This is a genomic window from Solemya velum gill symbiont (genome assembly GCF_002020255.1).
Lineage (GTDB): Bacteria > Pseudomonadota > Gammaproteobacteria > Chromatiales > Chromatiaceae.
Map to the genome: position 1 here is coordinate 77,194 of NZ_MPQG01000008.1, position 22,075 is coordinate 99,268.

General features: G+C 50.3%; 28 protein-coding genes. 22 read left to right on the top strand and 6 right to left on the bottom strand.

The features are described from left to right. Positions 1-100: 100 nt before the first annotated feature. Positions 101-817 carry a hypothetical protein gene (locus tag BOW06_RS07270; protein ID WP_078462845.1) on the top strand — a complete coding sequence of 239 codons (717 nt, stop codon included), beginning with the start codon at positions 101-103 and terminating at the stop codon, positions 815-817. Between the two features lie 484 nt (positions 818-1,301). Here BOW06_RS07270 and BOW06_RS07275 read toward each other — a convergent pair whose 3' ends face one another. Genes BOW06_RS07275 through BOW06_RS07295 form a run of 5 tightly spaced genes read right to left on the bottom strand, consistent with a single transcriptional unit; the run spans position 1,302 to position 6,268 of the window. Further along, the gene (locus tag BOW06_RS07275; RefSeq protein WP_043118646.1) at positions 1,302-1,724 is read right to left on the bottom strand and encodes a type IV pilin protein; all 423 of its coding nucleotides are present in this window, start codon (positions 1,722-1,724) and stop codon (positions 1,302-1,304) included. Between the two features lie 33 nt (positions 1,725-1,757). Further along, positions 1,758-3,554, bottom strand: a complete 1,797-nt coding sequence (locus BOW06_RS07280; protein WP_078455007.1) for a type IV pilus modification PilV family protein — start codon at positions 3,552-3,554, stop codon at positions 1,758-1,760. A gap of 39 nt (positions 3,555-3,593) precedes the next feature. After that, entirely contained in the window at positions 3,594-4,823 is a 1,230-nt protein-coding gene (locus BOW06_RS07285) for a PilX N-terminal domain-containing pilus assembly protein (RefSeq protein WP_043118649.1), read from the bottom strand. A gap of 21 nt (positions 4,824-4,844) precedes the next feature. Then, positions 4,845-5,714, bottom strand: a complete 870-nt coding sequence (locus BOW06_RS07290; RefSeq protein WP_078453496.1) for a PilW family protein — start codon at positions 5,712-5,714, stop codon at positions 4,845-4,847. Between the two features lie 8 nt (positions 5,715-5,722). Next, the gene (locus BOW06_RS07295) at positions 5,723-6,268 is read right to left on the bottom strand and encodes a GspH/FimT family pseudopilin (protein WP_052132330.1); all 546 of its coding nucleotides are present in this window, start codon (positions 6,266-6,268) and stop codon (positions 5,723-5,725) included. Positions 6,269-6,823: 555 nt separating this feature from the next. Here BOW06_RS07295 and urtA point away from each other — a divergent pair. The 21 genes from urtA to BOW06_RS07395 all read left to right on the top strand — a co-directional run bounded on the left by urtA (position 6,824) and on the right by BOW06_RS07395 (position 21,707). Beyond that, positions 6,824-8,089 (top strand): urea ABC transporter substrate-binding protein, encoded by a 1,266-nt coding sequence (urtA, locus tag BOW06_RS07300; protein WP_143556071.1) that lies wholly within the window; start codon positions 6,824-6,826, stop codon positions 8,087-8,089. A gap of 77 nt (positions 8,090-8,166) precedes the next feature. Beyond that, a complete protein-coding gene (gene urtB / locus BOW06_RS07305; RefSeq protein WP_078453499.1) occupies positions 8,167-9,828 on the top strand; it encodes an urea ABC transporter permease subunit UrtB in 1,662 nt (553 codons plus the stop codon). A gap of 3 nt (positions 9,829-9,831) precedes the next feature. Next, entirely contained in the window at positions 9,832-10,920 is a 1,089-nt protein-coding gene (urtC, locus tag BOW06_RS07310; protein WP_078454594.1) for an urea ABC transporter permease subunit UrtC, read from the top strand. Positions 10,921-10,964: 44 nt separating this feature from the next. Beyond that, positions 10,965-11,738 carry an urea ABC transporter ATP-binding protein UrtD gene (urtD, locus tag BOW06_RS07315; protein WP_370602463.1) on the top strand — a complete coding sequence of 258 codons (774 nt, stop codon included), beginning with the start codon at positions 10,965-10,967 and terminating at the stop codon, positions 11,736-11,738. Between the two features lie 2 nt (positions 11,739-11,740). After that, positions 11,741-12,436, top strand: a complete 696-nt coding sequence (gene urtE / locus BOW06_RS07320; protein ID WP_078453828.1) for an urea ABC transporter ATP-binding subunit UrtE — start codon at positions 11,741-11,743, stop codon at positions 12,434-12,436. Positions 12,437-12,475: 39 nt separating this feature from the next. Next, entirely contained in the window at positions 12,476-12,727 is a 252-nt protein-coding gene (locus tag BOW06_RS07325) for a hypothetical protein (protein WP_043118658.1), read from the top strand. 17 nt (positions 12,728-12,744) lie between these two features. After that, a complete protein-coding gene (locus BOW06_RS07330; RefSeq protein WP_043118660.1) occupies positions 12,745-13,587 on the top strand; it encodes an urease accessory protein UreD in 843 nt (280 codons plus the stop codon). A gap of 25 nt (positions 13,588-13,612) precedes the next feature. Continuing rightward, positions 13,613-13,915 (top strand): urease subunit gamma, encoded by a 303-nt coding sequence (gene ureA / locus BOW06_RS07335; protein ID WP_043118661.1) that lies wholly within the window; start codon positions 13,613-13,615, stop codon positions 13,913-13,915. 15 nt (positions 13,916-13,930) lie between these two features. Beyond that, complete coding sequence (locus BOW06_RS07340; RefSeq protein WP_043118663.1) at positions 13,931-14,245, top strand: urease subunit beta; 315 nt, start codon at positions 13,931-13,933, stop codon at positions 14,243-14,245. Then, positions 14,245-15,948, top strand: a complete 1,704-nt coding sequence (gene ureC, locus BOW06_RS07345; RefSeq protein WP_043118664.1) for an urease subunit alpha — start codon at positions 14,245-14,247, stop codon at positions 15,946-15,948. The genes BOW06_RS07340 and ureC overlap by 1 nt, the downstream gene beginning before the upstream one ends. 2 nt (positions 15,949-15,950) lie before the next feature. Beyond that, positions 15,951-16,418, top strand: coding sequence for an urease accessory protein UreE (gene ureE / locus BOW06_RS07350; protein WP_043118665.1), 468 nt, complete (start codon positions 15,951-15,953; stop codon positions 16,416-16,418). Then, positions 16,342-17,088 carry an urease accessory protein UreF gene (locus tag BOW06_RS07355; protein WP_230209601.1) on the top strand — a complete coding sequence of 249 codons (747 nt, stop codon included), beginning with the start codon at positions 16,342-16,344 and terminating at the stop codon, positions 17,086-17,088. The genes ureE and BOW06_RS07355 overlap by 77 nt, the downstream gene beginning before the upstream one ends. Before the next feature lie 11 nt (positions 17,089-17,099). Next, positions 17,100-17,714: an urease accessory protein UreG gene (gene ureG, locus BOW06_RS07360; protein WP_043118667.1), complete on the top strand. Its 615-nt coding sequence runs from the start codon at positions 17,100-17,102 to the stop codon at positions 17,712-17,714. Positions 17,715-17,749: 35 nt separating this feature from the next. Next, entirely contained in the window at positions 17,750-18,328 is a 579-nt protein-coding gene (locus BOW06_RS07365) for a hypothetical protein (protein ID WP_078453505.1), read from the top strand. 17 nt (positions 18,329-18,345) lie between these two features. Beyond that, positions 18,346-18,630 (top strand): hypothetical protein, encoded by a 285-nt coding sequence (locus tag BOW06_RS07370; RefSeq protein WP_143555858.1) that lies wholly within the window; start codon positions 18,346-18,348, stop codon positions 18,628-18,630. Positions 18,631-18,641: 11 nt separating this feature from the next. Continuing rightward, the gene (locus BOW06_RS07375) at positions 18,642-18,872 is read left to right on the top strand and encodes a hypothetical protein (RefSeq protein ID WP_043118673.1); all 231 of its coding nucleotides are present in this window, start codon (positions 18,642-18,644) and stop codon (positions 18,870-18,872) included. After that, positions 18,865-19,002, top strand: coding sequence for a hypothetical protein (locus tag BOW06_RS13085; protein ID WP_155276185.1), 138 nt, complete (start codon positions 18,865-18,867; stop codon positions 19,000-19,002). Before BOW06_RS07375 ends, BOW06_RS13085 begins: the two co-directional genes overlap by 8 nt. Positions 19,003-19,015: 13 nt before the next feature. Further along, a complete protein-coding gene (locus tag BOW06_RS07380; RefSeq protein WP_043118674.1) occupies positions 19,016-19,294 on the top strand; it encodes a hypothetical protein in 279 nt (92 codons plus the stop codon). Between the two features lie 76 nt (positions 19,295-19,370). Next, entirely contained in the window at positions 19,371-20,105 is a 735-nt protein-coding gene (locus BOW06_RS07385; protein ID WP_043118675.1) for a 5-oxoprolinase subunit PxpA, read from the top strand. Next, complete coding sequence (gene pxpB, locus BOW06_RS07390; protein ID WP_043118676.1) at positions 20,102-20,806, top strand: 5-oxoprolinase subunit PxpB; 705 nt, start codon at positions 20,102-20,104, stop codon at positions 20,804-20,806. Before BOW06_RS07385 ends, pxpB begins: the two co-directional genes overlap by 4 nt. Next, complete coding sequence (locus BOW06_RS07395) at positions 20,796-21,707, top strand: 5-oxoprolinase subunit C family protein (RefSeq protein WP_043118678.1); 912 nt, start codon at positions 20,796-20,798, stop codon at positions 21,705-21,707. Before pxpB ends, BOW06_RS07395 begins: the two co-directional genes overlap by 11 nt. Positions 21,708-21,792: 85 nt before the next feature. Here BOW06_RS07395 and BOW06_RS07400 read toward each other — a convergent pair whose 3' ends face one another. Continuing rightward, entirely contained in the window at positions 21,793-22,074 is a 282-nt protein-coding gene (locus tag BOW06_RS07400; RefSeq protein ID WP_043118881.1) for a cupin domain-containing protein, read from the bottom strand. Position 22,075: the final 1 nt, after the last annotated feature.

Consider the following 22,075-nt stretch of genomic DNA (forward strand, 5'->3'; position numbering starts at 1 on the left):
AAACATGGAAGATCGCCAGAAGAGTTTAGCCCTTAAGTATAAGAAAAAGTAATCACAATCAGCAGCTAAACTACAATGAACTACCATGAGGAAGTAATAAATGGAAAAAGGTCTTTTGAGCGGGTTCCTGATCGGCACTGCGTTAACGCTTATTATTGTATCTTTATGCTTGGCATATATTGCCGACACCGCATTTTTAGCTGGAATTCAAGCGGTAGGGTCTATCGCTGTTGGTTTCAGCGCAATCATTGCCTATCGATTATACCGATCGAATGCTGACCGACATCAACAAGATGATGATCGGAAAAGATCTGAGACCTTCCTCAATGAGTCGATTGAGTTACTAGAACGAGCATATGAAACTTTCACCCGTAGTGGACATAGTCCGCCAGATAATGATCGTTTATTGTGGTTATCTACAGCAAGAATGCTTCTCAGATTCAATAAAATGAAAAGTCTTATAACAGAGAGCGATCATATTCATATTGCGGATGAAAATGAAGAATATATGAGGCTTAAGTTCTACACACTTCTCGATTCCTGCAGAGATAGATTCACTCTTGATTACTTCATGCCAAATCGTCGTTTATTTGATGGAGATAACATCGACAGAAAGTCTCTAGCGGTGATATTTGATTTCTCTAAATGGAAAGAAGGGACGGATGATCCCCTTGATGCTGTCGATGACCAAGAGCTATTTGCTCAAGGTGCAGCGCAAATCGACTATCTAGGAGTTCATAGCTATATTGAACAGGATCAAAGATATTGGGAAGAAATAAAGAGGCGGAAAACAAAATATGATGAACAGCAACGCTGATCAGGAGAATCGTCTATGAGACCTGTCATAGCGTTAATTTATGAGAGGTGATTTTCAAGTGAAATTGTAGCTTCTCTGATATGCGCAAACTTTGTAATTGCAATTGCTCTCGTTCCAATTACACAGTACTTTTGAACATAGGTGTAGCATCTGGTGTAGTAAAAGATAATAAAACAATATAAGTAATTGAAAAACAAGACAAGATCCCCCTATGCATCATCGGAGTGTGCTGGCTCTTGCTGCCTGTAGCCTCTCCCTTGTTGGCGCCTGCTTTTTTCTCTTTCGTTGGTCTGGTCATTATTCTATTCGAGGACATACATACGGCTGCCCCTGGTTCACCTTTTTTGAACTGTCGCCGGTATGGCAGAGCGAGTATACCAAATGAGAGGAAGAGGGAGTTCGAAGGGAACAGATCAGAGGTTCCCTGGCAGACAAAACGAGGCCAACCCGCAGGTTGGCCTCGTAGTGTAGTTACATAGCTGTTCTAGTCGCGCCAGCAATCCTGATCAGCACCTGCGGGAGGTGTGCCATAGACAGGCCCATCCTGATTGGTGGTAAATGTTCCACATGCATCACCAACCTGTTCTGCCCGAGGAGTCGCTGTGGCGGTGAATCCGGTAGCGGTATTCGCAGTGATATTCAGGGTGTAATACTCCTCCTGGCTGTACCATGGGTTAGCAGTTCGTATATTCACAGCTGTTCCGTAAGTCGTATTGTTGCGACGCCATTTTTCCTGCATAAGCCTGATATTCTCAAGGCCGTGCATGGCATCTGCACGCCTGGCTCGATCAACGAAATCGCTGTAATTAGGCAAGGCAAGAATTGCCAGGATAGCGATCACGGAGAGTACAATCAGCAGTTCGATGAGCGTCATGCCTGCGTGGTTATTTAATGATAATCTGTACATAAGGTTCTCTTCAGATGTCAGCCTAACGCGTTATTATAAATCCAGTCCCAATTCCATATCGGGCAATTCCCAACTGCTGCCCTTTGCGACACTCAGCGAAGTGAAGGAATCTACGGTGTCAGAATCGCTCAAAGTGTCAAAGGTTGCAGTAATGTTTAACGTCTCGCCAAACTCGGCAACCACGCCGCAGCTATAGACTGCACTCTTGCCTGAGGCTGCAGTACTAAGATGCAGACAGCTGGTGTCATAAGTCTCTTCACTGATTTCGACTGCATCCCAGTCAATATCCAGCTGATCTTTTTTCTTTGCTGTTTGTGCATCTGTCACTGTTATATTGATCAGGTGCTCATATTTACTGACGCAGCCTGTCGGTTCCTCGCTCGCAAGAGCAAGCTGAAATGCGCCGATGAGGGTGCTTGTTGAAGGATTCGGGTCAGGATCAATCACATTCGAGCCACAGATTCTGAGGCTGTTATCCGGTACCAGGACAACCCTTCCTGTATATCCGCCACCACCAATATCGACACTACAGCTTCCCACAGGGTCATCTTCTGTCGTTGCAGGAAGAGGATCGCATTCACCTATCGGGTTGACTGCTTCAACCGTGGTATCTCCAAGATCTGTTACCAATGTGGCACCAGGATAAGTTGAAAGTGCAAATGTCAGATCGACAGTGCCGCTACCAGTCTCTTCACAGCTGTCCTTGAATGAAAGTATACGGAAATTCTGGTCATCAAGAGCCCACACACGATCTTGGGGAACGCTAGTGGTATGCTCTACAGATTCATCGTCGACATAGATGATGCTTGATACCTCCTGCAGACTGTCATGCACATCAATGGTTGGCGGATAGGTATAGAGAGGCGGGCAAATCAGGTCTTTCTTGTCATAACCGAACATCCCCATGTTGCCGTACCAGGTTCTTCCAGTAAAGCAGTGAAAGCGGTCCTGGTTACCCTCAAGGATTTCGGTTTCGGAGGTCGATATGTCTCCATCGCCGAATGGTGTGCGCACATCATGACCACTCTCTTCTGGGTGAACGCAGTAACCTGCATCGGTCGTCAGTACCTCGCCTGGTGGGTCGCTCAGGAAGAAATCAGCTGCTGTTCTGGCACCCTCGCCAACCGTGACAATACCCCTGAGCATAACAACGCCTGAGTTATATGAAATAAACACTACGTCATAAACTACAGTTTCTCCATCTGTCTTCTTTACAATGACTTCTGCCTGCCCCTCTTCGTTCTCATAGACGCTGATATCCTCACTAATCTGGATGAGGCGTTTTTGCGGATTACCTTCCTCATCCTCAACTTCTTCCAGCTTCAGCTCTTCGAATTCTGTGGGTGTATACTCCTTGTCCGGATTCAGAGTGCCGCCTGATGATGAGGGTATTGAAGTACCGCCGGAGAGGTAAATTGCCTGGCGTGAAACATCAGACCAACGCACGAAACCGGTCAGACCCACTGACTCGGCCGTGCCGTCTGCTGACGTCCAGGAGACTGTAATGACAATGTACTTGTCGGTCGCCACGCTGGCATCGTTTGTAATTGTCCAGCTACGTGTAAAGCTGGTATTGACGAGTTCAATGGGGGAGTCGCTACCGGTTGCCAGTGCTTCAAAAGATGTCTTGTCAGTCACCTGTCGGAACTCGTCGAGTTTCTCCTGTGCGAGCAGGGCAGCAGCATCATGGGCTTTGTTTTCGCCCGACTCTCTCTGAATCACTGACTGGTACTGGCTGAGAGCGACCAGGCCAACAATAAATATGGCTGACGCGATCAGCGCTTCTAAAATCACCACGCCTTTTTGGGAAGCTGGTCTGTTTATAAACATTTCAGTGCCTCGCAATTTGTAGAGACTCCATTCATAAAATCAATTACCCCAGTCACGCCAGGTTCCTCCTATACTGCCCCCGGATCCTCCTCCGGCACCGCCTCCAGAGGCGGTAAGGGGATCATAATAGATTGTGGGGCCACCGGTGCCTGGCCTCCAAACTTCACTACTGACAACCATAGAGCCGTATAACTCGCCACCGCCGCTGAAATCTACATCACCGATAACTAACAGCATGCCAAAGAACTCAAAATTGGCATTTGGCTGCAAGTCTCCTTCCACGACAAGTATCACTGGATCATCTCTTGTCCCAACGGTGCCTTGTAACTTGTATTCGCTACCTTCTGTATCGAGCCAGATCGCCTCGCCTGTTACTCCGTCAAGGTCGTCTGCTGATGTATAAACTGTCATGATACCTTTGACTTCTTCCATCGTTCCGCCCATGTAGGCCTTGAAAAACTCGTCGGCATCGATATCAAGATAAGGATCATTCTGGATAATCGTCGGGTCGGCAGTCCCGCCTTCATACTCGTAAATTGTCACATCCGCCTCGTTACCAGCCCCTGTATCATCAAGCCACATCCCGGGCGCGGGATTACTAGGGCCACCCTCAGATGGGGTGCCATAGGTATCCGGATACCTGGAGCCACAATCACTGCAGGTGCGGGTCTCAAAACTGCTGCCGGTATCTACACTGCTTCCCGACCTGATCGTGAGATTTCCAAAAGCGTTTTCCACGGTAAGGTTGCCACTCATGACGTCAACAGCACCCCTTACCGTCAATGGTGCTCCTGGTGATGTATTAACAAGTGGCGCGAGTGTAATAAAGTTGCTGACCGTGCGCTCAGTCGTACGATCATCACTCCAGCCCCTGGATTCGATATAAAGGATATCGTCGCTGCCTGTAGCAAAGCGTATTGAATCGTATTGGAAGCCCGGGTTGTCTGTCGTGTTGTAATAGGACTGGATCACTGGTGTGGCGCTGGTACCAGGGTACTCTGTCGGAAAATCTATTGTGCCATCACCATCAATGTCGTAATCACTTATATTTGCTACGTAGTGAGCTTCGGCATAGGCGAGGCCTGCCTCAGCAGCCTGGAATGCCTGGCGAATGCGGTAATCGTTATTTGATATGGAAATATCCTGGCGAACGCTGTTGCTGGAAACGAAGGCAAGCATTGTCATCAGCAGCAGCATGATGAGCGCAATTACCAGTACAGCGACACCATCCTGACGCCTGATTGATCTGAATTTCTGCTCTTGTTTCATCTCTTTTCCACCATTTTCAGGTCAAGGAATTTTCGCCACGGTACGGTTTCTGACATTCACCGTCTGCTCCAGTATCTTTGATACCTCGTCATCACCCTTTAATTCACCTTCGAGAGTGATACTGACCACCTTGTTCTGCACGATGCGATGTTCACTCAGGGCCGGTGATACATCAAGGTAGTCCTGAATGCAGTTGCCACCACTCTTTGTATTTGTTGCACTGCTGGTATTAACATCAGTACATACCGTATCGCTCAAATCAAACGTCAACTCTGTAATATCAACGACTTCCGGATTAGTCAGTTCGGTCCAGGTACCGCTGTTACAGTTGGGACTGTTCTTGGAAATCTCGACAATACCGATGTCATCACCATTCTCAACCCGTCGAATGCCGTAATACTCGCTCGAGGTTTGCAGTGTTCCGTCCGGGTTATCAGGGTCCCCGGATCTTCCCCGGTCATAGGTAAAAGTGATGCACGAGTCATCCTCTTCCCCGGTTTTCTTCGACACCGCAAGATTGGTTCCATAAGTCGCTATTGCAGGATCGCAGTCAGTAAAGTCCAGGTCATTGCTATAGACAGTGAACGGATTGCACTTTGGATCAGCAATTTCTGTCGTTCCTCCTGATTCGTCAACGGAGTTATACCAGTAACCTGCCCGGCGAGTCTCCTCTACCATGTATGTCATCACCGAGCGCAAATCGGAGTCCAGTCGCGAGGCACTGGCTGTCTCGGAGGTCGAACGAAGGTTTGAGAGGTAGATATTCAGGATAAACGCAAGAGCAAGCAGTGCCACAACAAGGCCGACCAGCAACTCGATCAGTGCCAGTCCTGTCTGCCTGTAACTCTTGTTCGCTGAATAACTGAAATACATCTTGTTTTCCTCTGCCATTTTTATCTCTATGGATCCGTATAACCCGGTAAATCTGACTCTATTCTGATACGCCGGCCATCTGAATCAATTTCCACGTTGAACTCATCACCGTTTTCAGACTCCAGCGAAACAGTCGCGGTATTCACAGTTGCCTTGCCATAGTCTGCGGTGAATGTCAGGGAGACATTGCTATCCAGATCAACATTTTTGAAAGGCTCTGCTCCTCCTGATACACCATTGCTAAAAGTCTTTACGGCGGTATAAAGCGTGCAATTCGCCGCAGCAGAGATGCAGTTACAGGTAGTAGATGTGTCGTCATCTATTCCGTAACACCAGCCGACACCACCAGCCCCCTGGGTGAAGGTGATTGAAACATCTGTCGCCTGCTTCACAGCCTCGGACTTGGTGAACATGATGGCGCTGTAAATATTTTCACCGGCCCGCTGAAGCTGACGGCGCTCAATGATTTCCTGAAAAGCAGGCACTGCAAGAATCAGGATGACAGCAAGCACTACCATTACGATCATTAGTTCGATCAAGGTAAAGCCTTTGAACTTCGGTAACACCATCATCTATGTCCCATCAAAATATTCAACTTTCACAGATTACTAGCTCTACATGATCCCGCCTCCGGCGTATCAAGCAGAAACAATTATCACTCAATAAATGAATATTGAGTCTCTATACTAATTATATGCCAGATAAAGAGTTTAGTCAGAACAAGTTGAAATAAGTACATTTTATTTATTATTGGAATAACAATAAATTACGCGAATCTGATCATCCCGCAATTCAGTTTTCGTTGCTAAAACAGGAAAGGGTGTTATGACTTGCCTTCGGAAGCTCTGTCAAGTTCCGCCAGATACCTGAATATTTTTTGAAGGTATGGTGCAGGGTATACTTCATGTCGCACCAGATTGGCACGGGCACACCAGAGGTGGGCGGAATTGTGCGTCACGATAGTGCGTGAAGGGTGAGGATGAAGGAATTACTGCAGTGTAGTTCAGTGTGACAGAGTGATTTCAGGAGTTGGCATACATCGTGCTACAGGATATGTCGCTACGACTATTCAACTGAAACACTGGAGCACATATATGAGTACCCCGACTAGCAAATTTAAACTCTCGATGCTGGGCCTGTCAGCTGCCATGGCATTAACTGCAACTTCTATTGTTCAAGCAGCCGATACTATCAAGGTTGGTGTGCTGCACTCCTTGTCAGGCACCATGGCAATCAGTGAAACCACGCTGAAAGATACTATGCTTATGCTGATTGATGAGCAGAACAAAAAGGGCGGCTTGCTTGGAAAACAGCTCGAAGCTGTTGTTGTTGATCCTGCATCTGATTGGCCACTGTTTGCTGAAAAGGCACGTGAACTGATCGAGAAAGAGAAAGTTGACGCGGTCTTCGGCTGCTGGACTTCTGTTTCACGTAAATCAGTCCTGCCTGTATTTGAAGAACTCGACAGCCTGCTGTTCTACCCGGTTCAGTACGAGGGCGAGGAGTCTTCCAAGAACGTTTTCTACACTGGTGCTGCGCCAAACCAGCAGGCAGTTCCCGCAGTTGATTACCTGATGAACGAGCTTGGTGTTAAGCGCTGGGTTCTTGCAGGTACTGACTATGTCTATCCACGTACCACCAACAAAATTCTTGAGGCCTATCTGAAAGCGAAGGGTGTCGCAGCAGAAGACATCATGATCAACTACACACCTTTTGGCCACTCTGACTGGCAGTCAATTGTTTCTGATATCAAGAAATTTGGTTCTGCAGGCAAGAAGACAGCTGTTGTTTCAACAATCAATGGTGATGCAAACGTACCTTTCTATAAGGAACTCGGTAACCAGGGCGTTTCATCTGAAGATATTCCAGTCGTAGCATTCTCTGTTGGTGAAGAGGAGCTGAGCGGTATCGACACCAAGCCTCTTGTTGGTCACCTGGCTGCATGGAACTACTTCATGAGTGTTGATTCTGAAGTGAACGACAGCTTCATCGAAAACTGGCAGGGCTTCATCAAGAATGAAGAGCGTGTCACCAATGATCCGATGGAAGCACACTATATCGGTTTCAACATGTGGGCTGAAGCAGTCAAGAAAGCCGGCACAACTGAGCCAGCTGCTGTTCAGGATGCAATTATCGGTGTGACTGTTCCAAACCTGACTGGTGGCTACTCGGCAATGTTGCCTAACCATCATGTCACAAAGCCTGTCCTGATCGGTGAGATCCAGGATGACGGTCAGTTCGACGTTGTATGGGAAACTTCCGGTCTTGTTGCTGGCGATGCATGGTCTGACTACCTTGAAGGTTCGAAAGACATCATCTCTGACTGGCGAGCGCCTCTCTCTTGTGGAAATTACAACGTTAAATCCGCCAAGTGTTCAGGTCAGAACTTCTGACCCATAACTGAAATGAAGCCGGCGCCTTGTGCGCCGGCTCTCTGCCAGCACCTGATTAACTACCAATTGGCACAATAATGAATATTAACGCCTGGTTTTCACCAACGAGAAGAGATTTTGCCCGTTCAGGCAGTTTCTCTTTTCTTTTATTAATCTTCTTTTTACTGGCACTGCTGGTTCCTGTTTCGACAGCCTTTGCAGAAGAGACGCCAACTTTTGAATCTGCTATTGCACAGCTTTCGGAGAAATCCTACAAGGTCAAAGGCAGCGCAATCGATACGATTGCAGGTAGCGGGCATGAGAAGGCGAGTTTTATTCTGCAGTCGATGTTTGATGGCTCTCTCTTTTATCACAAGAAGAGCAAACAGCTGCTGCTGGTCGAGAAGGAGGGTTCTAAATACCTGACTTTCGATGCGCTGACAGGTGATAAAGGTGAAACAGTCAAGAAGCGCGCCGTTAAAAAAGTATCGATAAACAATACGCTGCGAAGCCAGCTGCGATCACTGATCGCATCATTGAATCTTCAAAACCCGGATGCAGAAATACGCCTTGCATCCGTACGCGAAATGCTCGGCTCTGTGAGCCCGGAAACTGCAACACTTCTTAATAGCTACATTGAGACAGAAGAGAATGCAGATGTTCGCGATATGCTCAATATCGCCATTAATTTGTCCGAACTGGACAGCGATAATAAACAGACCCGTTTGGATGCTATTGATTATCTGTCAGGAAGTCTTGAGACAGATGTCTACAATAAGATTAAAACAGTTTCTGAGTCGGATAGTGAAGAGTCCGTCCGCACAGAGGCTTTGAAGGCACTCGAAATTATCGAAGATCGCCGCAAGCTGTCGAGTATGGCAGAAACACTCTTTTTCGGTATCAGCCTCGGATCAGTACTGGTACTTGCCGCAATCGGCCTCGCCATAACCTTTGGTGTCATGGGCGTGATTAACATGGCGCATGGCGAACTCATCATGCTTGGCGCCTACACCACCTACCTGGTCCAGACGGTGATGCCGGATTACCCCGGGGTTGCATTGATTCTATCGATTCCTGCAGCCTTTCTTGTGTCAGGCACGATGGGTATCGCCATTGAGCGCGGAATTATCCGCCATTTGTACGGCAGGCCGCTGGAAACCCTGCTTGCCACATTCGGTGTCAGCCTGATCCTGCAACAGCTGGTTCGTACGGTGATATCTCCACAGAACGTGCCGGTATCCAACCCGGAGTGGATGTCAGGTTCGATTGAGATCAACAGTGTTCTCTCGTTAACCATGAACAGGCTCTACATCATCGCCTTTTGCCTGGTTGTCTTTGCCGTTCTCTTCATGATTCTGAAAAAGACATCTCTTGGCCTGCAGGTGCGTGCGGTTGCTCAAAACCGTTCCATGGCAAGAGCCATGGGTGTGCGTTCAGAGCGTGTTGATGCACTGACATTCGGACTGGGTTCGGGTATTGCCGGTATTGCCGGTGTCGCACTCAGCCAGTTGACCAATGTCGGTCCCAACCTCGGCCAGGCCTATATCGTCGACTCCTTCATGGTCGTCGTATTCGGTGGAGTCGGTAACTTGTGGGGCACACTTGTTGGTGGTCTGTCACTCGGCGTTGCCAACAAGATCCTGGAACCATGGTCAGGCGCAGTACTTGCCAAGATCCTGGTGCTGGTCTTTATCATTCTATTCATCCAGAAGCGCCCGCGTGGACTCTTTCCGCAGAAAGGCCGGGCGGCAGGAGATTAAGTCATGGGTTTTTATCGTATTCTCAAGGATGACCGTGGCGGACAACTGCTGATCCTGTTTCTTGCTGTCATCACGGTTCTGATCCCGGTTCTGAACATGATGGTACCGGCTGACAGCCCCATGCATGTGCCGACCTACACGGTAACGATGTTTGGTAGATATTTGTCATATGCACTGCTTGCTGTTGCTGTTGACCTTGTTTGGGGCTATCTCGGTATTTTGTCACTCGGGCACGGCGCTTTCTTTGCTCTCGGTGGCTACGTCATGGGTATGTACCTGATGCGCCAGATCGGTGACCGCGGTGTTTATGGTGATCCGGTTCTACCCGATTTCATGGTCTTCCTGAACTGGGATTCACTGCCATGGTTCTGGCAGGGTCTGGATATGTTCTGGTTTGCGGCGATCATGATAGGCCTGGTACCGGGACTGCTCGCATTCGTATTTGGCTGGCTGACGTTTCGTTCACGCGTAACCGGCGTCTACCTGTCGATTATTACCCAGGCACTCACCTATGCACTGATGCTGGCATTTTTCCGCAACGAGATGGGTTTTGGCGGAAATAATGGCCTGACCGATTTCAAGGATATTCTTGGTTTTAACCTGCAATCAGACGAAACACGCATCGGGCTCTTTATTGCATCCAGTGTTGCATTGGCAATCGGTTACCTCGCGTGTCGATTTATCATCACGTCGAAACTCGGACGCGTTACCGTTGCGATTCGAGACAGTGAAGACCGCACGCGATTTATCGGGTACAAGGTAGAAAAATTCAAGCTCTGGGTATTTACTTTCTCAGCAGTACTGGCAGGTGTTGCCGGTGCGCTTTATGTTCCCCAGGTCGGGATTATCAACCCGGGTGAGTTCTCACCCCTGAACTCGATAGAGATTGTCATCTGGGTCGCCATTGGCGGGCGAGCCACTCTCTACGGAGCCGTCATTGGTGCCATCCTGGTCAACTATGCAAAGACAGTGTTTACCGGAATTATGCCGGATGCATGGCTGTTCGCACTTGGTGCGCTCTTCGTGTTGGTAACGCTCTACCTGCCGTATGGCATCTCAGGGCTTCTGAAGCGTAAGGAGGCGAAGGCATGAGTATTGTTTCCCCCTTTATGGAACGTGACCAGGTGTGGAGTTTCATGACTCCGCCGCCAGTGCTCGATCTTGATACATCACACGGGCCGATTCTCTATCTCGAAGATCTGAATGTCAGCTTTGACGGTTTCAAGGCAATCAATGACCTGACTCTCTATATCGAGACGGGTGAGTTGAGATGCATTATCGGACCAAATGGCGCAGGTAAGACAACCATGATGGATATCATCACGGGCAAGACCACGCCGGATTCAGGTCAGGCATGGTTTGGCCAGAAAATCGACCTGCTGAAACTGAGCGAGCCTGAGATTGCAGAAGCCGGTATCGGAAGAAAATTCCAGAAGCCAACGGTGTTTGAATTTCATACCGTGTTCGAAAACCTCGAACTGGCGATCAAGTCTGACAAAAGAGTCTGGCCGACACTTTTTGCCGATCTTTCCGGTGAGCAGCGTGATCACATCGAGGAAGCGCTCGAAATTATCGGTTTGCAGGATCTTTCAAAACAGCTCGCAGGTTCTCTTTCACATGGACAGAAGCAGTGGCTCGAAATCGGCATGTTGCTTGTACAGCAGCCACACCTGCTGCTGGTGGATGAACCGGTCGCGGGCATGACCCACCGGGAGATGGACAGGACAGCTGAGTTGTTGACATCCCTCGCCGGAAAACGCTCTGTCGTGGTGGTAGAGCACGACATGGATTTTGTCAGATCGATTGCCAGAAAAGTGACTGTATTACACCAGGGCAGCGTCCTCGCAGAGGGCAGCATGGATGACGTACAAAACGATCAGCGCGTGATCGAAGTCTACCTGGGAGAGTAATCATGCTGAAAATCGAAAAACTCAATCAGTACTATGGCGAGAGCCACACCTTGTGGGACCTGGATTTCGAGGCGCCCGAAGGGGAATGCACCTGCATCATGGGAAGAAATGGTGTCGGCAAGACAACCCTGCTTCAGTGCATTATGGGGCTGCTGCCTGTGGAATCCGGAGCAATCAACTACCTCGGTAATGACATTGCTTCAGCGAATGCAGAAAAACGCGCAGAGATAGGCATCGGCTATGTACCACAGGGACGGCAGATTTTTCCTTTGCTGAGCGTTGAGGAGAATTTGCAGATCGGTTTGCCCGTGCGCTCTGACAGGAAAAAGGAGGTTCCATCCTTTATCTTTGAGCTGTTTCCTGTCCTGAAGGAGATGCTCGGCAGACGCGGTGGAGACCTCTCCGGTGGACAACAGCAGCAGCTGGCAATCGGACGTGCGCTCGTGATTGACCCGAAGCTGTTAATACTGGATGAGCCGACAGAAGGCATACAGCCGAACGTGGTGGCTGAAATAGGAGATATCATCAGAAAACTCAACCGGGAAATCGGCCTGACTGTTATTCTTGTAGAACAGAAATTGCCGTTTGCGCGCAAGGTTGCTGACCGCTTCACAATTCTTGACCGCGGACGCAGCGTTGCAACTGGTGAGATTGATGATCTCAACGATGAAATTATTCAACAATACCTGACAGTCTGACCTGTCATTTCAACAATTGATGAGACCCGGGAGAAACAAATGCGAAACAGTGTGAAGCTATTAACTGCAATTGGAGCAATTCTGACGACATCCCCATTGTTGGCGCATGGTGGCCATGCATATTTCACCACCATGGAACAGATACTCCATGCCATCACGAATAATCAGCACCTGTTTGCTGTCGGGGGAGGACTGGTTGCATTCATCCTGGTCGCCGCAAGAGTGGGGCAGTTGATTAAGCGATTGCGTTCCGGCAAATCATCGCAAACGATTATTCGTCGAATTCACTAACGGCGCGAACAAGCAAGTTGGGCTCACAAGCTGCAACAACATCCGTCAATGAAACCGGCTGGGCTGCATCGCTCAGGCTCGGCTTTGAGCATGCGCGCGGGAAAACTGTCCTGCGTCATCGTGAACAACGCGGACCACTCGCGGTACAGAGGACTTTTCACCCTGAGGGTGATGTCTGTCATCTCTATCTTCTGCATCCCCCTGGTGGTGTTGTCGGTGGCGACCGACTCGAAATCGAGGCGAATCTTACTGATAAAAGCGCTGCCTTGATCACAACTCCGGGTGCGACCAAGTTCTACCGCAGTGCCGGTGCACAAGCAAAGCAAATTCAGAACCTGGCTATTGATAGTGGCTCGATGGAGTGGTTTCCGCAGGAGAATATCTTTTTTCCCGGTGCGCGCATTCAATTGAGTACAACTATTCATTTGAATGGAGACGCGCATTTCATTGGCTGGGAAATCAATTCACTGGGGCGGCCAACAGTTGGCGAGCGTTTTGAACAGGGTGAAGTTGACCTGCGTCTGCGTATCAACAGAGACCAGCGTCCCCTGTTGATTGATCGACTTGTGATTACCGACATCGAATCTCAGCAGGGCACGGCAACGTTGAGAGACTGCCCCGTGGTAGCAACAATGCTTGCGACCACCGCGACAAGTGACGAACTCGAGCTTGCAAGAAAGATCGCACAGGAAAACCCGGATGCAAATCTTGGCTTCACACTGGTTGATGGACTTCTTGTTGGACGCTATCTTGGCGAAAGTACCGAGAAAGCTCGTAACCTCTTTATACAAACATGGATGGCGATACGGCCATCGATACTCGGACGTGATGCTGTCGCGCCAAGAATCTGGGCAACATGATGCCCGTTAAACCAGAGATTTCACTATGGAACTGACACCAAGAGAAAAAGACAAACTGCTGCTGTTTACAGCCGCCCTGGTTGCTGAACGCAGAAAAGCGCGTGGGCTCAAGCTTAATTATCCGGAAGCGATGGCAATCATCAGTGCCGAAATAATGGAAGGCGCACGTGACGGTAAAAGTGTTGCAGAGCTAATGGACTATGGACGAACGATTCTGACACTGGACGATGTTATGGAAGGTGTTGCGGAGATGATTCACGAGGTGCAGGTCGAAGCGACATTCCCGGATGGAACCAAGCTTGTCACTGTTCATCAACCGATTGTGTAACAGGAGGGGATTGAGATGATTCCAGGTGAATTGATTGCAGCTGAGGGTGAAATCGAACTCAACGTCGGGCGCGAGACTGTTACCGTGCAGGTCTCCAACAATGGTGATCGACCCATACAGGTCGGTTCGCACTACCACTTTTATGAAACCAACAGCGCCCTGCAATTCGACAGGGAGGCCAGTCGTGGTTTCCGTCTGAATATCCCCGCGGGAACGGCGGTGCGATTTGAGCCCGGGCAGACGCGTGAGGTGGAACTGGTCGCCTATGATGGCAAGCGCGAGGTGTATGGATTCAGGGGCGATGTCATGGGCGCCCTGGGAGAAGAGTAATGGCAACAATCAGCAGGCAGGCTTACGCGGAGATGTACGGCCCGACAACAGGTGACAGGGTTCGACTTGGCGATTCCGACTTGTGGATCCAGGTAGAGAAGGATCACACCATCTATGGTGACGAGGTCAAATTTGGCGGTGGCAAGGTTATCCGTGATGGTATGGGACAGTGTCAGCTCACTTCTGAACAGGTTGCAGATGTCGTCATTACCAATGCGACGATTCTTGACCACTGGGGTGTTGTTAAAGCCGATATCGGAATCAAGGATGGACGCATCATCGGCATCGGCAAGGCCGGAAATCCGGATGTACAGCCTGGGGTGACGATTATTGTCGGGCCGGGAACCGAGGCAATTGCCGGTGAAGGCCAGATACTGACAGCCGGCGGCATTGACTCACATATCCACTTCATCTGTCCCCAGCAAGTTGAGGAAGCACTGATGTCAGGTGTTACCACCATGCTCGGTGGAGGAACCGGACCGGCAACCGGAACCAATGCAACCACCTGTACGCCCGGGCCATGGAACATCCATCGCATGCTGCAGGCAGCGGATGAACTGCCGATGAACCTCGGTTTTCTCGGCAAGGGTAATGCCAGCCTGCCGGATGCTGTCAGCGAGCAAGTTGCTGCCGGGGCAATCGGTCTCAAGCTGCACGAGGATTGGGGCACAACGCCTGCTGCAATTGATAACTGTCTCTCTGTCGCAGAAGAGATGGATGTGCAGGTTGCTATTCATACTGACACGCTCAACGAGTCAGGTTTCGTCGAAGACACGCTTGCTGCAATGAAAGATCGCACCATTCATACATACCATACGGAAGGTGCCGGTGGCGGGCATGCGCCTGATATTATCAAGGCAGCCGGTTTTGCCAATATTTTGCCTTCATCAACAAATCCCACACGCCCCTATACTGTCAACACGGTCGATGAGCATCTCGATATGTTGATGGTGTGTCACCATCTTGATCCTGCGATTCCCGAGGATGTTGCATTTGCGGAATCACGCATTCGTCGTGAGACCATCGCGGCGGAAGATATATTGCACGACCTTGGGGCCTTCTCGATGATTGCATCAGACTCGCAGGCGATGGGGCGTGTAGGCGAGGTCATCTGCCGTACATGGCAGACAGCTCACAAGATGAAAGAGCAGCGTGGTTCGCTGGAATCGGATCCGGCAGAACATGACAACTTCAGGGCAAAGCGATATATCGCAAAGTACACGATCAATCCTGCGATTACGCACGGTATTGCCCACGAGGTTGGTTCGGTCGAGGTTGGCAAGCTGGCTGACCTGGTACTGTGGAAACCGGCGTTTTTCGGCACCAAACCGAGCCTGATCATCAAGGGCGGTATGATTTCGGCTGCACCCATGGGTGATCCCAATGCATCGATTCCGACACCGCAGCCGGTGCATTACCGAAACATGTTCGGCGCACTCGGTGGTGCCAGGTCTGCAACTACCATGACCTTCATGTCGAATGCAGCGATCCAGGCCGGAATTGCAGGTCAGCTTGGCCTGAGAAATATGATTGGCGAGGTGAAAAACTGCCGCAGCGTAAAAAAGGCTGATATGGTTCTGAACAGCTATCAGCCGACGATCGAGGTGGATTCACAAACCTACGAAGTACGTGCCGATGGTGAATTGCTGACCTGCGAGCCAGCCACTGTACTGCCAATGGCGCAAAGATATTTCCTCTTCTGATCATGATTGAACTGACGCAAAAAGTTGACACGGCAGATGAGCCGATAACAACCTTAACGCTTCCACTCGACAAACGTATCAAGTGCCGTTTAAGGGTAACGCTTGATGACGGCTCTGATGCAGGCCTGTTTTTGCCGCGGGGTACAACACTCAAGGATGGTGACCGGCTTTCAACTGCAGATGGCCGGATAATTCTTGTGAAGGCAGCAGAAGAGACTGTCTCGAATGTCATTAGTGACGATCCGCATCTGCTAGCTCGTGCCTGCTACCATCTCGGTAATCGGCACGTCTCTATACAGATCGAACGTGATCGTGTCAGCTATCTGCATGACCACGTGCTCGACGATATGCTAAGAGGGCTTGGACTTGAAGTGACGGTATCGCAGAGCCCGTTTGAACCAGAGCCTGGCGCCTATGGCGGCAGTGCAGACAAGGCGCACTCACACAGCCATGGCCATCACCATCATTGACACTATGCTGCCGCAACTGCGACTGATGCACTTGATCAGTCCTTCTCTCCCCGTGGGGGCTTACAGCTACTCACAGGGACTGGAGTGGGCTGTTGAATGTGGTTGGGTAACCGACAAGGAATCGCTTGCCGAGTGGATCAGGGATATTGCACTGACGAACCTCGCCGGTCTCGAAATTCCCGTTTTGGCACGTCTCTATCGTGCCTGCGAAGAGAAAGATGCAGAGTCACTCGCCTATTGGAGCGATTACCTGGTTGCGAGCCGCGAGACAATGGAACTTCGTCAAGAGGAGAAGAACAGGGCAAGAGCCCTGATGGCACTACTGCCGAAACTGGAGATTCCTGTCGCTGTTGATGAGCGAATCTGTTTTGAATCCTGCCAGTTGACCGGGTTTGCCCATGCGGCACAGCACTGGAACATCCCGATGAATGAGACCGCTGCCGGTTACATCTGGGGCTGGTGTGAAAATATCACGCTTGCCGGTGTCAAAATCATACCGTTGGGGCAGACAGCCGGACAGCAAATCCTTGCCGAGATCACGCCCATGATTCCTGCAATAGTCACCCGCGGACTGGAATGCATTGATGATGAAATTGGTGCCTCATGCATGGCGCAAGCGATTGCGAGCAGCAGGCACGAAACACAATACACGCGAATATACAGATCCTGAGAGTAATTATTATGAACAAAGCTTCACCACTTCGAGTTGGCGTTGGCGGTCCGGTTGGATCCGGTAAAACAGCCTTGCTGGATGCTATCTGCAAGGCGCTGCGCGACAAGTATCAACTCGCCGTTGTCACAAACGACATATACACCCAGGAAGACGCCCGTTTTCTGATCAGCAGCAAGGCGCTTGATGAGGACCGTATTATCGGTGTTGAGACAGGTGGTTGTCCGCACACGGCGATACGTGAAGATGCTTCGATGAACCTCGCGGCAGTTGAAGATCTGTGCAACAGGTTTAATGATCTCGACATCGTCTTTATCGAGAGCGGTGGTGACAACCTGAGTGCGACTTTCAGTCCAGAACTCGCAGATTTAACCATCTATGTACTTGATGTCGCGGAAGGTGAAAAAATGCCGCGCAAGGGTGGGCCGGGAATCACGCGCTCGGATCTGCTGATTATCAACAAGACCGATCTTGCACCCTATGTCGGTGCCTCCCTCAAGGTGATGGAGAAGGACACGCTGAAAATGCGCCCGAACAGCCCGTTTGTCTTTACCAACATGAAAACCGGGGATGGATTACCCGAGATTATTGAATTTATTGAACACAAGGGGATGCTGGTCAGGTAATCTACAGTTCCCTGAGACTTTCTTATCGAGGGAACTTGAAAGCACAGCTTGAAATAATCAAACGGTGGTTAACACCCTCCGGCCCCAAGTCAGCGCGTAGCCTGTTCAAGTCTGCCGGGCTTCCGTTTCCGACTATCCCGGAGCCGTTGGCAGCGAAATTAGAGCATCGTGATAAATGGCTTTTCTCCACGCGCAAGATCGAGGTCCCTCCTTACTTTCTCCAGCAGTACGCCGAGGAGTTCGAAAGCGGGCAGGTTACTGATTACGTCATCCTGTCGCATGATGGACACGGGATAAATTCATATGCCATCCAGTATTACCTGGTACAGCAAGGCCTGGGTCTGTTCCTGCATTTGAAATGGGGCGGTGTCTATACAAATAACGAAAAGGCGGTAGCTGATATTTCAGCCGCCTTTGATGTTGCTGATAGAATTGTTGCCTGGATTGAGTCCATGCGGGATGATCTCAAGCACCCCGTTCAGATTGTCGCTTCAGATTTTTACGGCTGTTACTGGATGATCGGAGGTGAAAAGCAAGACGAGTGGGATGCATGGGAGAACACGCCACTGAAGGCGTTGAATGCGATACTGGAATCACTTCAATCAAAAAAATAATCGCGAGGTAGGGGTAGGTGTCTTCACGAGTAGAATTCAAGACGCGCGAGCAACTTGAGGCGATGCATACCGGATCCTTGATGAAGCGTCGGGATGCACTGCTCAAGTGCGATGAATCATTTAAGCTGTCCGATCAATCAGTTATCCCCCCGATCGCTTCTGCTTACATCGAGTTCAAGGACACGCCCGAGTGGAAACAGGCATACGCTGAACTGAAATCTGTGCTTGCGACACGTGAACATGTGCCGAGCAAGAAAGAGAGAAAAGAGATTCGCAGGCAGAAGGCGAAGCATAAAAGGTGACATAAGACACCATGCCAAATAAAGATAGAGACAAAGACGAAAGCATAAACGATCCGTTTGAGCAGCAACTCAAAGGCCCCTGCATTCAATCGCCCGAGGAGATTCTGCTTGATGAACTGAAAGCCTTTGATGCCGGCGAGTTTGCCCAGTCTTTCAGTGGGGAGAAGTGTGAGCACCTGAGCTTTGCAGAGATGGATGCTGAACTGGGTAGCGGACACCCGGAATGGGGGGATTGTGCGTGATCTAATCAGAGATGGTGACGAGTTCTGGCGCTGGGTAACACCAGGAGGTGGGCAGCCCATGCAATATGCGGGTGTGGGCATGTCCCGTGATGGGCGTGTCTTCAGAACCTGGGTGACAACAACGGCCTGACCGGAGAAGAGAGATGTTCAACATTGCCGTGGGAGTTCTGGCATTCCTGTATTGGTATATAACCGGTGATTTATGGCCAGCCGTCCTCGGGGTTATTTTGGCACTTATCATTTGGGACGAGCTGTGGTTTGTCACAATTGCGCTTTCTGCCGCAATCATTGGCTTGTGTGCCTGGTACTTCTGGGGAGAGATTGTCCCGAGCCTTGTAGATAATCCTGTTCTGAGGGAGATGGCGGTCAGCTGTATCTACATGGGTGTGGTATTTGTCAAGGCAGCGCTCTCATTCAAGTGACATGTGTCTGTCGATTGCGGTCCCTGCGGTGGTGCGGTAGCCTGTTATTGATCAGTAATAGTGACAGTAGCAAAGAATGAAAATCAATTGTGACATGGGCGAGAGTTTCGGCAGCTGGACCATGGGCATGGATGAAGAAGTCATGCCCTTGATCGACATGGCCAGCATTGCCTGTGGTTTTCATGCCTCCGATCCACTCATCATGGAGCACACAGTGCAGATGGCGCTCGCCGAGGATGTGGTTATCGGTGCACATCCCGGTTATCCGGATCTTGCCGGTTTCGGGCGTCGCGACCTTTCGTTGCATCCGCAGGAACTCAAGGCGGGACTGGTTTACCAGTTAGCTGCCCTTGATGGCATTTGTCGTGTCAACGGTACGCGTGTTGAGTATGTGAAACCGCATGGCGCCCTGTACAACAAGATGATGCGTGACGAAGCCACCATGACGATCATCATGGAGGCGGTCAGAGATTTTGCGCCTGACTGCCCGTTGGTTGTTCTGGCAACGCCGGGATCTGAAGAGATCAGTGCGAAGGGCAGGGAGTATGACATCGAGGTCTGGTTCGAGGCGTTTTCTGATCGTGCCTATGACGACGAAGGTCGTCTTGTTAACCGTTCGCAACCAGGCGCAGTACATCAGGATATTGAAACGATCGGGCAGCAGGTACAGCAGATAATTAATGAACAGTCTGTCACCACGCTGAGCGGTAAACGCATCCCGATACAGGCAGACACCATCTGTGTTCACGGCGACAGCCAGCATGCGCTCGATTCAGCAAGGCATATTCGTGACATTATCTCCTCTTCATGAGAATCGAGGCACTTAACGAAAACAGTTCGATTATTTACCTGGGTGATGAAATCAGTGACGAGGTTTCTGCCCGGGTTGGTCGTGCCGTGGCTCTCGTACGGCAGTCGCTTGGTCATCTGCTGATAGACCTGGTCCCATCCTATACCTCGCTGCTGCTCTATTATGATCCCGACCGCATTGATCATGATCAGTTGCGTCAGCGTCTTGTGGAACTGCTTGATAGTGATACTGCAAACACGCAGGAGAGTATTACCAGCACACAGCTTGAAGTGCCGGTCTATTACGGTGAGGAGGTTGCTCCCGACCTGCAACTATTAAGTGAATATGCCGGACTATCACCTGATGAGGTTATCTCGATTCACAGTGACAGTTCCTATCGTGTCTATGCGATTGGATTTGCTCCGGGCTTTGCCTACCTCGGCAAGGTGGATGAACGCATCGCGATGCCGCGCATGCAAAAGCCGAGGCTCAGGATTCCGGCTGGCAGTGTCGCAATTGCCGACGCACAGACCGCAGTCTATCCGGCAGCAACGCCAGGTGGCTGGCGCATTATCGGCAGAACACCAATGCAGATGATTGACTGGGAGAGTGATTCACTGACGCAAATTGTGGTGGGTGCAGAGGTTCGCTTTCGTCCAATCGACAGGCAGGAGTATCTCGACCTTGGCGGAAAGCTGGAGGAGGGTGAAAATGAGCTTTGAGGTGCTCAAGCCAGGTCACTTCTCCTGTATTCAGGATCTGGGTCGTGTCGGTTACCAGCATCTTGGGATCACCACGGGCGGACCGATGGATGAACACGCGTTCTCATGGGCAAACCGCCTGCTTGGAAACTCTCCGAATGTTGCACAGGTTGAAATTACATACGGTGTACTGAGCTTGCTTGCCGAAACGGACGCCATGATTGCAATCACCGGTGCTGATCTCGACGCGCGCATTAACGACATTCATGTAGCGCCCTGGTTCAGCTATTCCGTTGCAGCTGGTGACCGGCTTGAATTTAATACGCCGCTGAGTGGCTTGCGTGCCTATCTTGCCGTCGTTGGTGGTTTCAGTGCCACACATAAGCTGGGCAGTTGTGCGACTGTTGCTCGTGAGGGTATCGGTGGCATCACGGGGCAGGGTGATTATCTGACGAAAGGTGACAGGCTGAATTTTGATCCGCATGCACACAGGTCCCGTGCAACTGTGCCAACATGGGCGATACCCGATTATGATGCTCAACTGGCGTTGGGCGTGGTTCCCGGTTACCAGGCAGCGCAATTTCCTGATGACGAACTGGAGAAGTTTTTCTCTTCCAGTTACGAGGTGACGAAAAACATCGACCGCATGGGCTACCGACTCAGTGGCGCGGCAATCGATTCAGGTCTGGACGGTATAATTTCAGAAGGCATTTGCTACGGGGCAATCCAGGTGCCGGGAGATGGGCAACCGATTATATTAATGAAAGACCGCCAGACGATTGGCGGTTATCCGAAGATTGGCAGCCTCACCGCACTCGGTGCTGCGCAGTTGTCTCAGCGTGGACCGGGGGCGAGTGTTAATTTCTATCCGATTACCCTGTACGAGGCAATGCTTCAGCGAAGGTTGTTTGGAGTGCCTTAGGGAGTCTGAAGAGCTTGAATGTGTAGGAGCCCCGTCCTCGGGGCGATAGAGATTTCATCGCGAGACGTACCTTGTGTCTCGCCTTCTAGCCCAGCTGGTAGTGCTTCTCGACATCCTTGAGAATCTCCCAGGTACATGACATACCCTTCGGGAAAGTTACCAGGTCGCCGCGCCCCATCTCGACCGGCTCACCGCCATCGGGCGTGACGATAGCCTTGCCGCGAATGAAATAGCAGGTCTCCTGTTCCGCATAGGTCCACGGAAAAGTGGAGATCTCTTTTTTCCAGATCGGCCAGTCGTAGGCACCGAGAACTTCAATTTTCATCGGCGAAGCGTGTTTTTCGCACAGGATTTGATCGTGACTCATT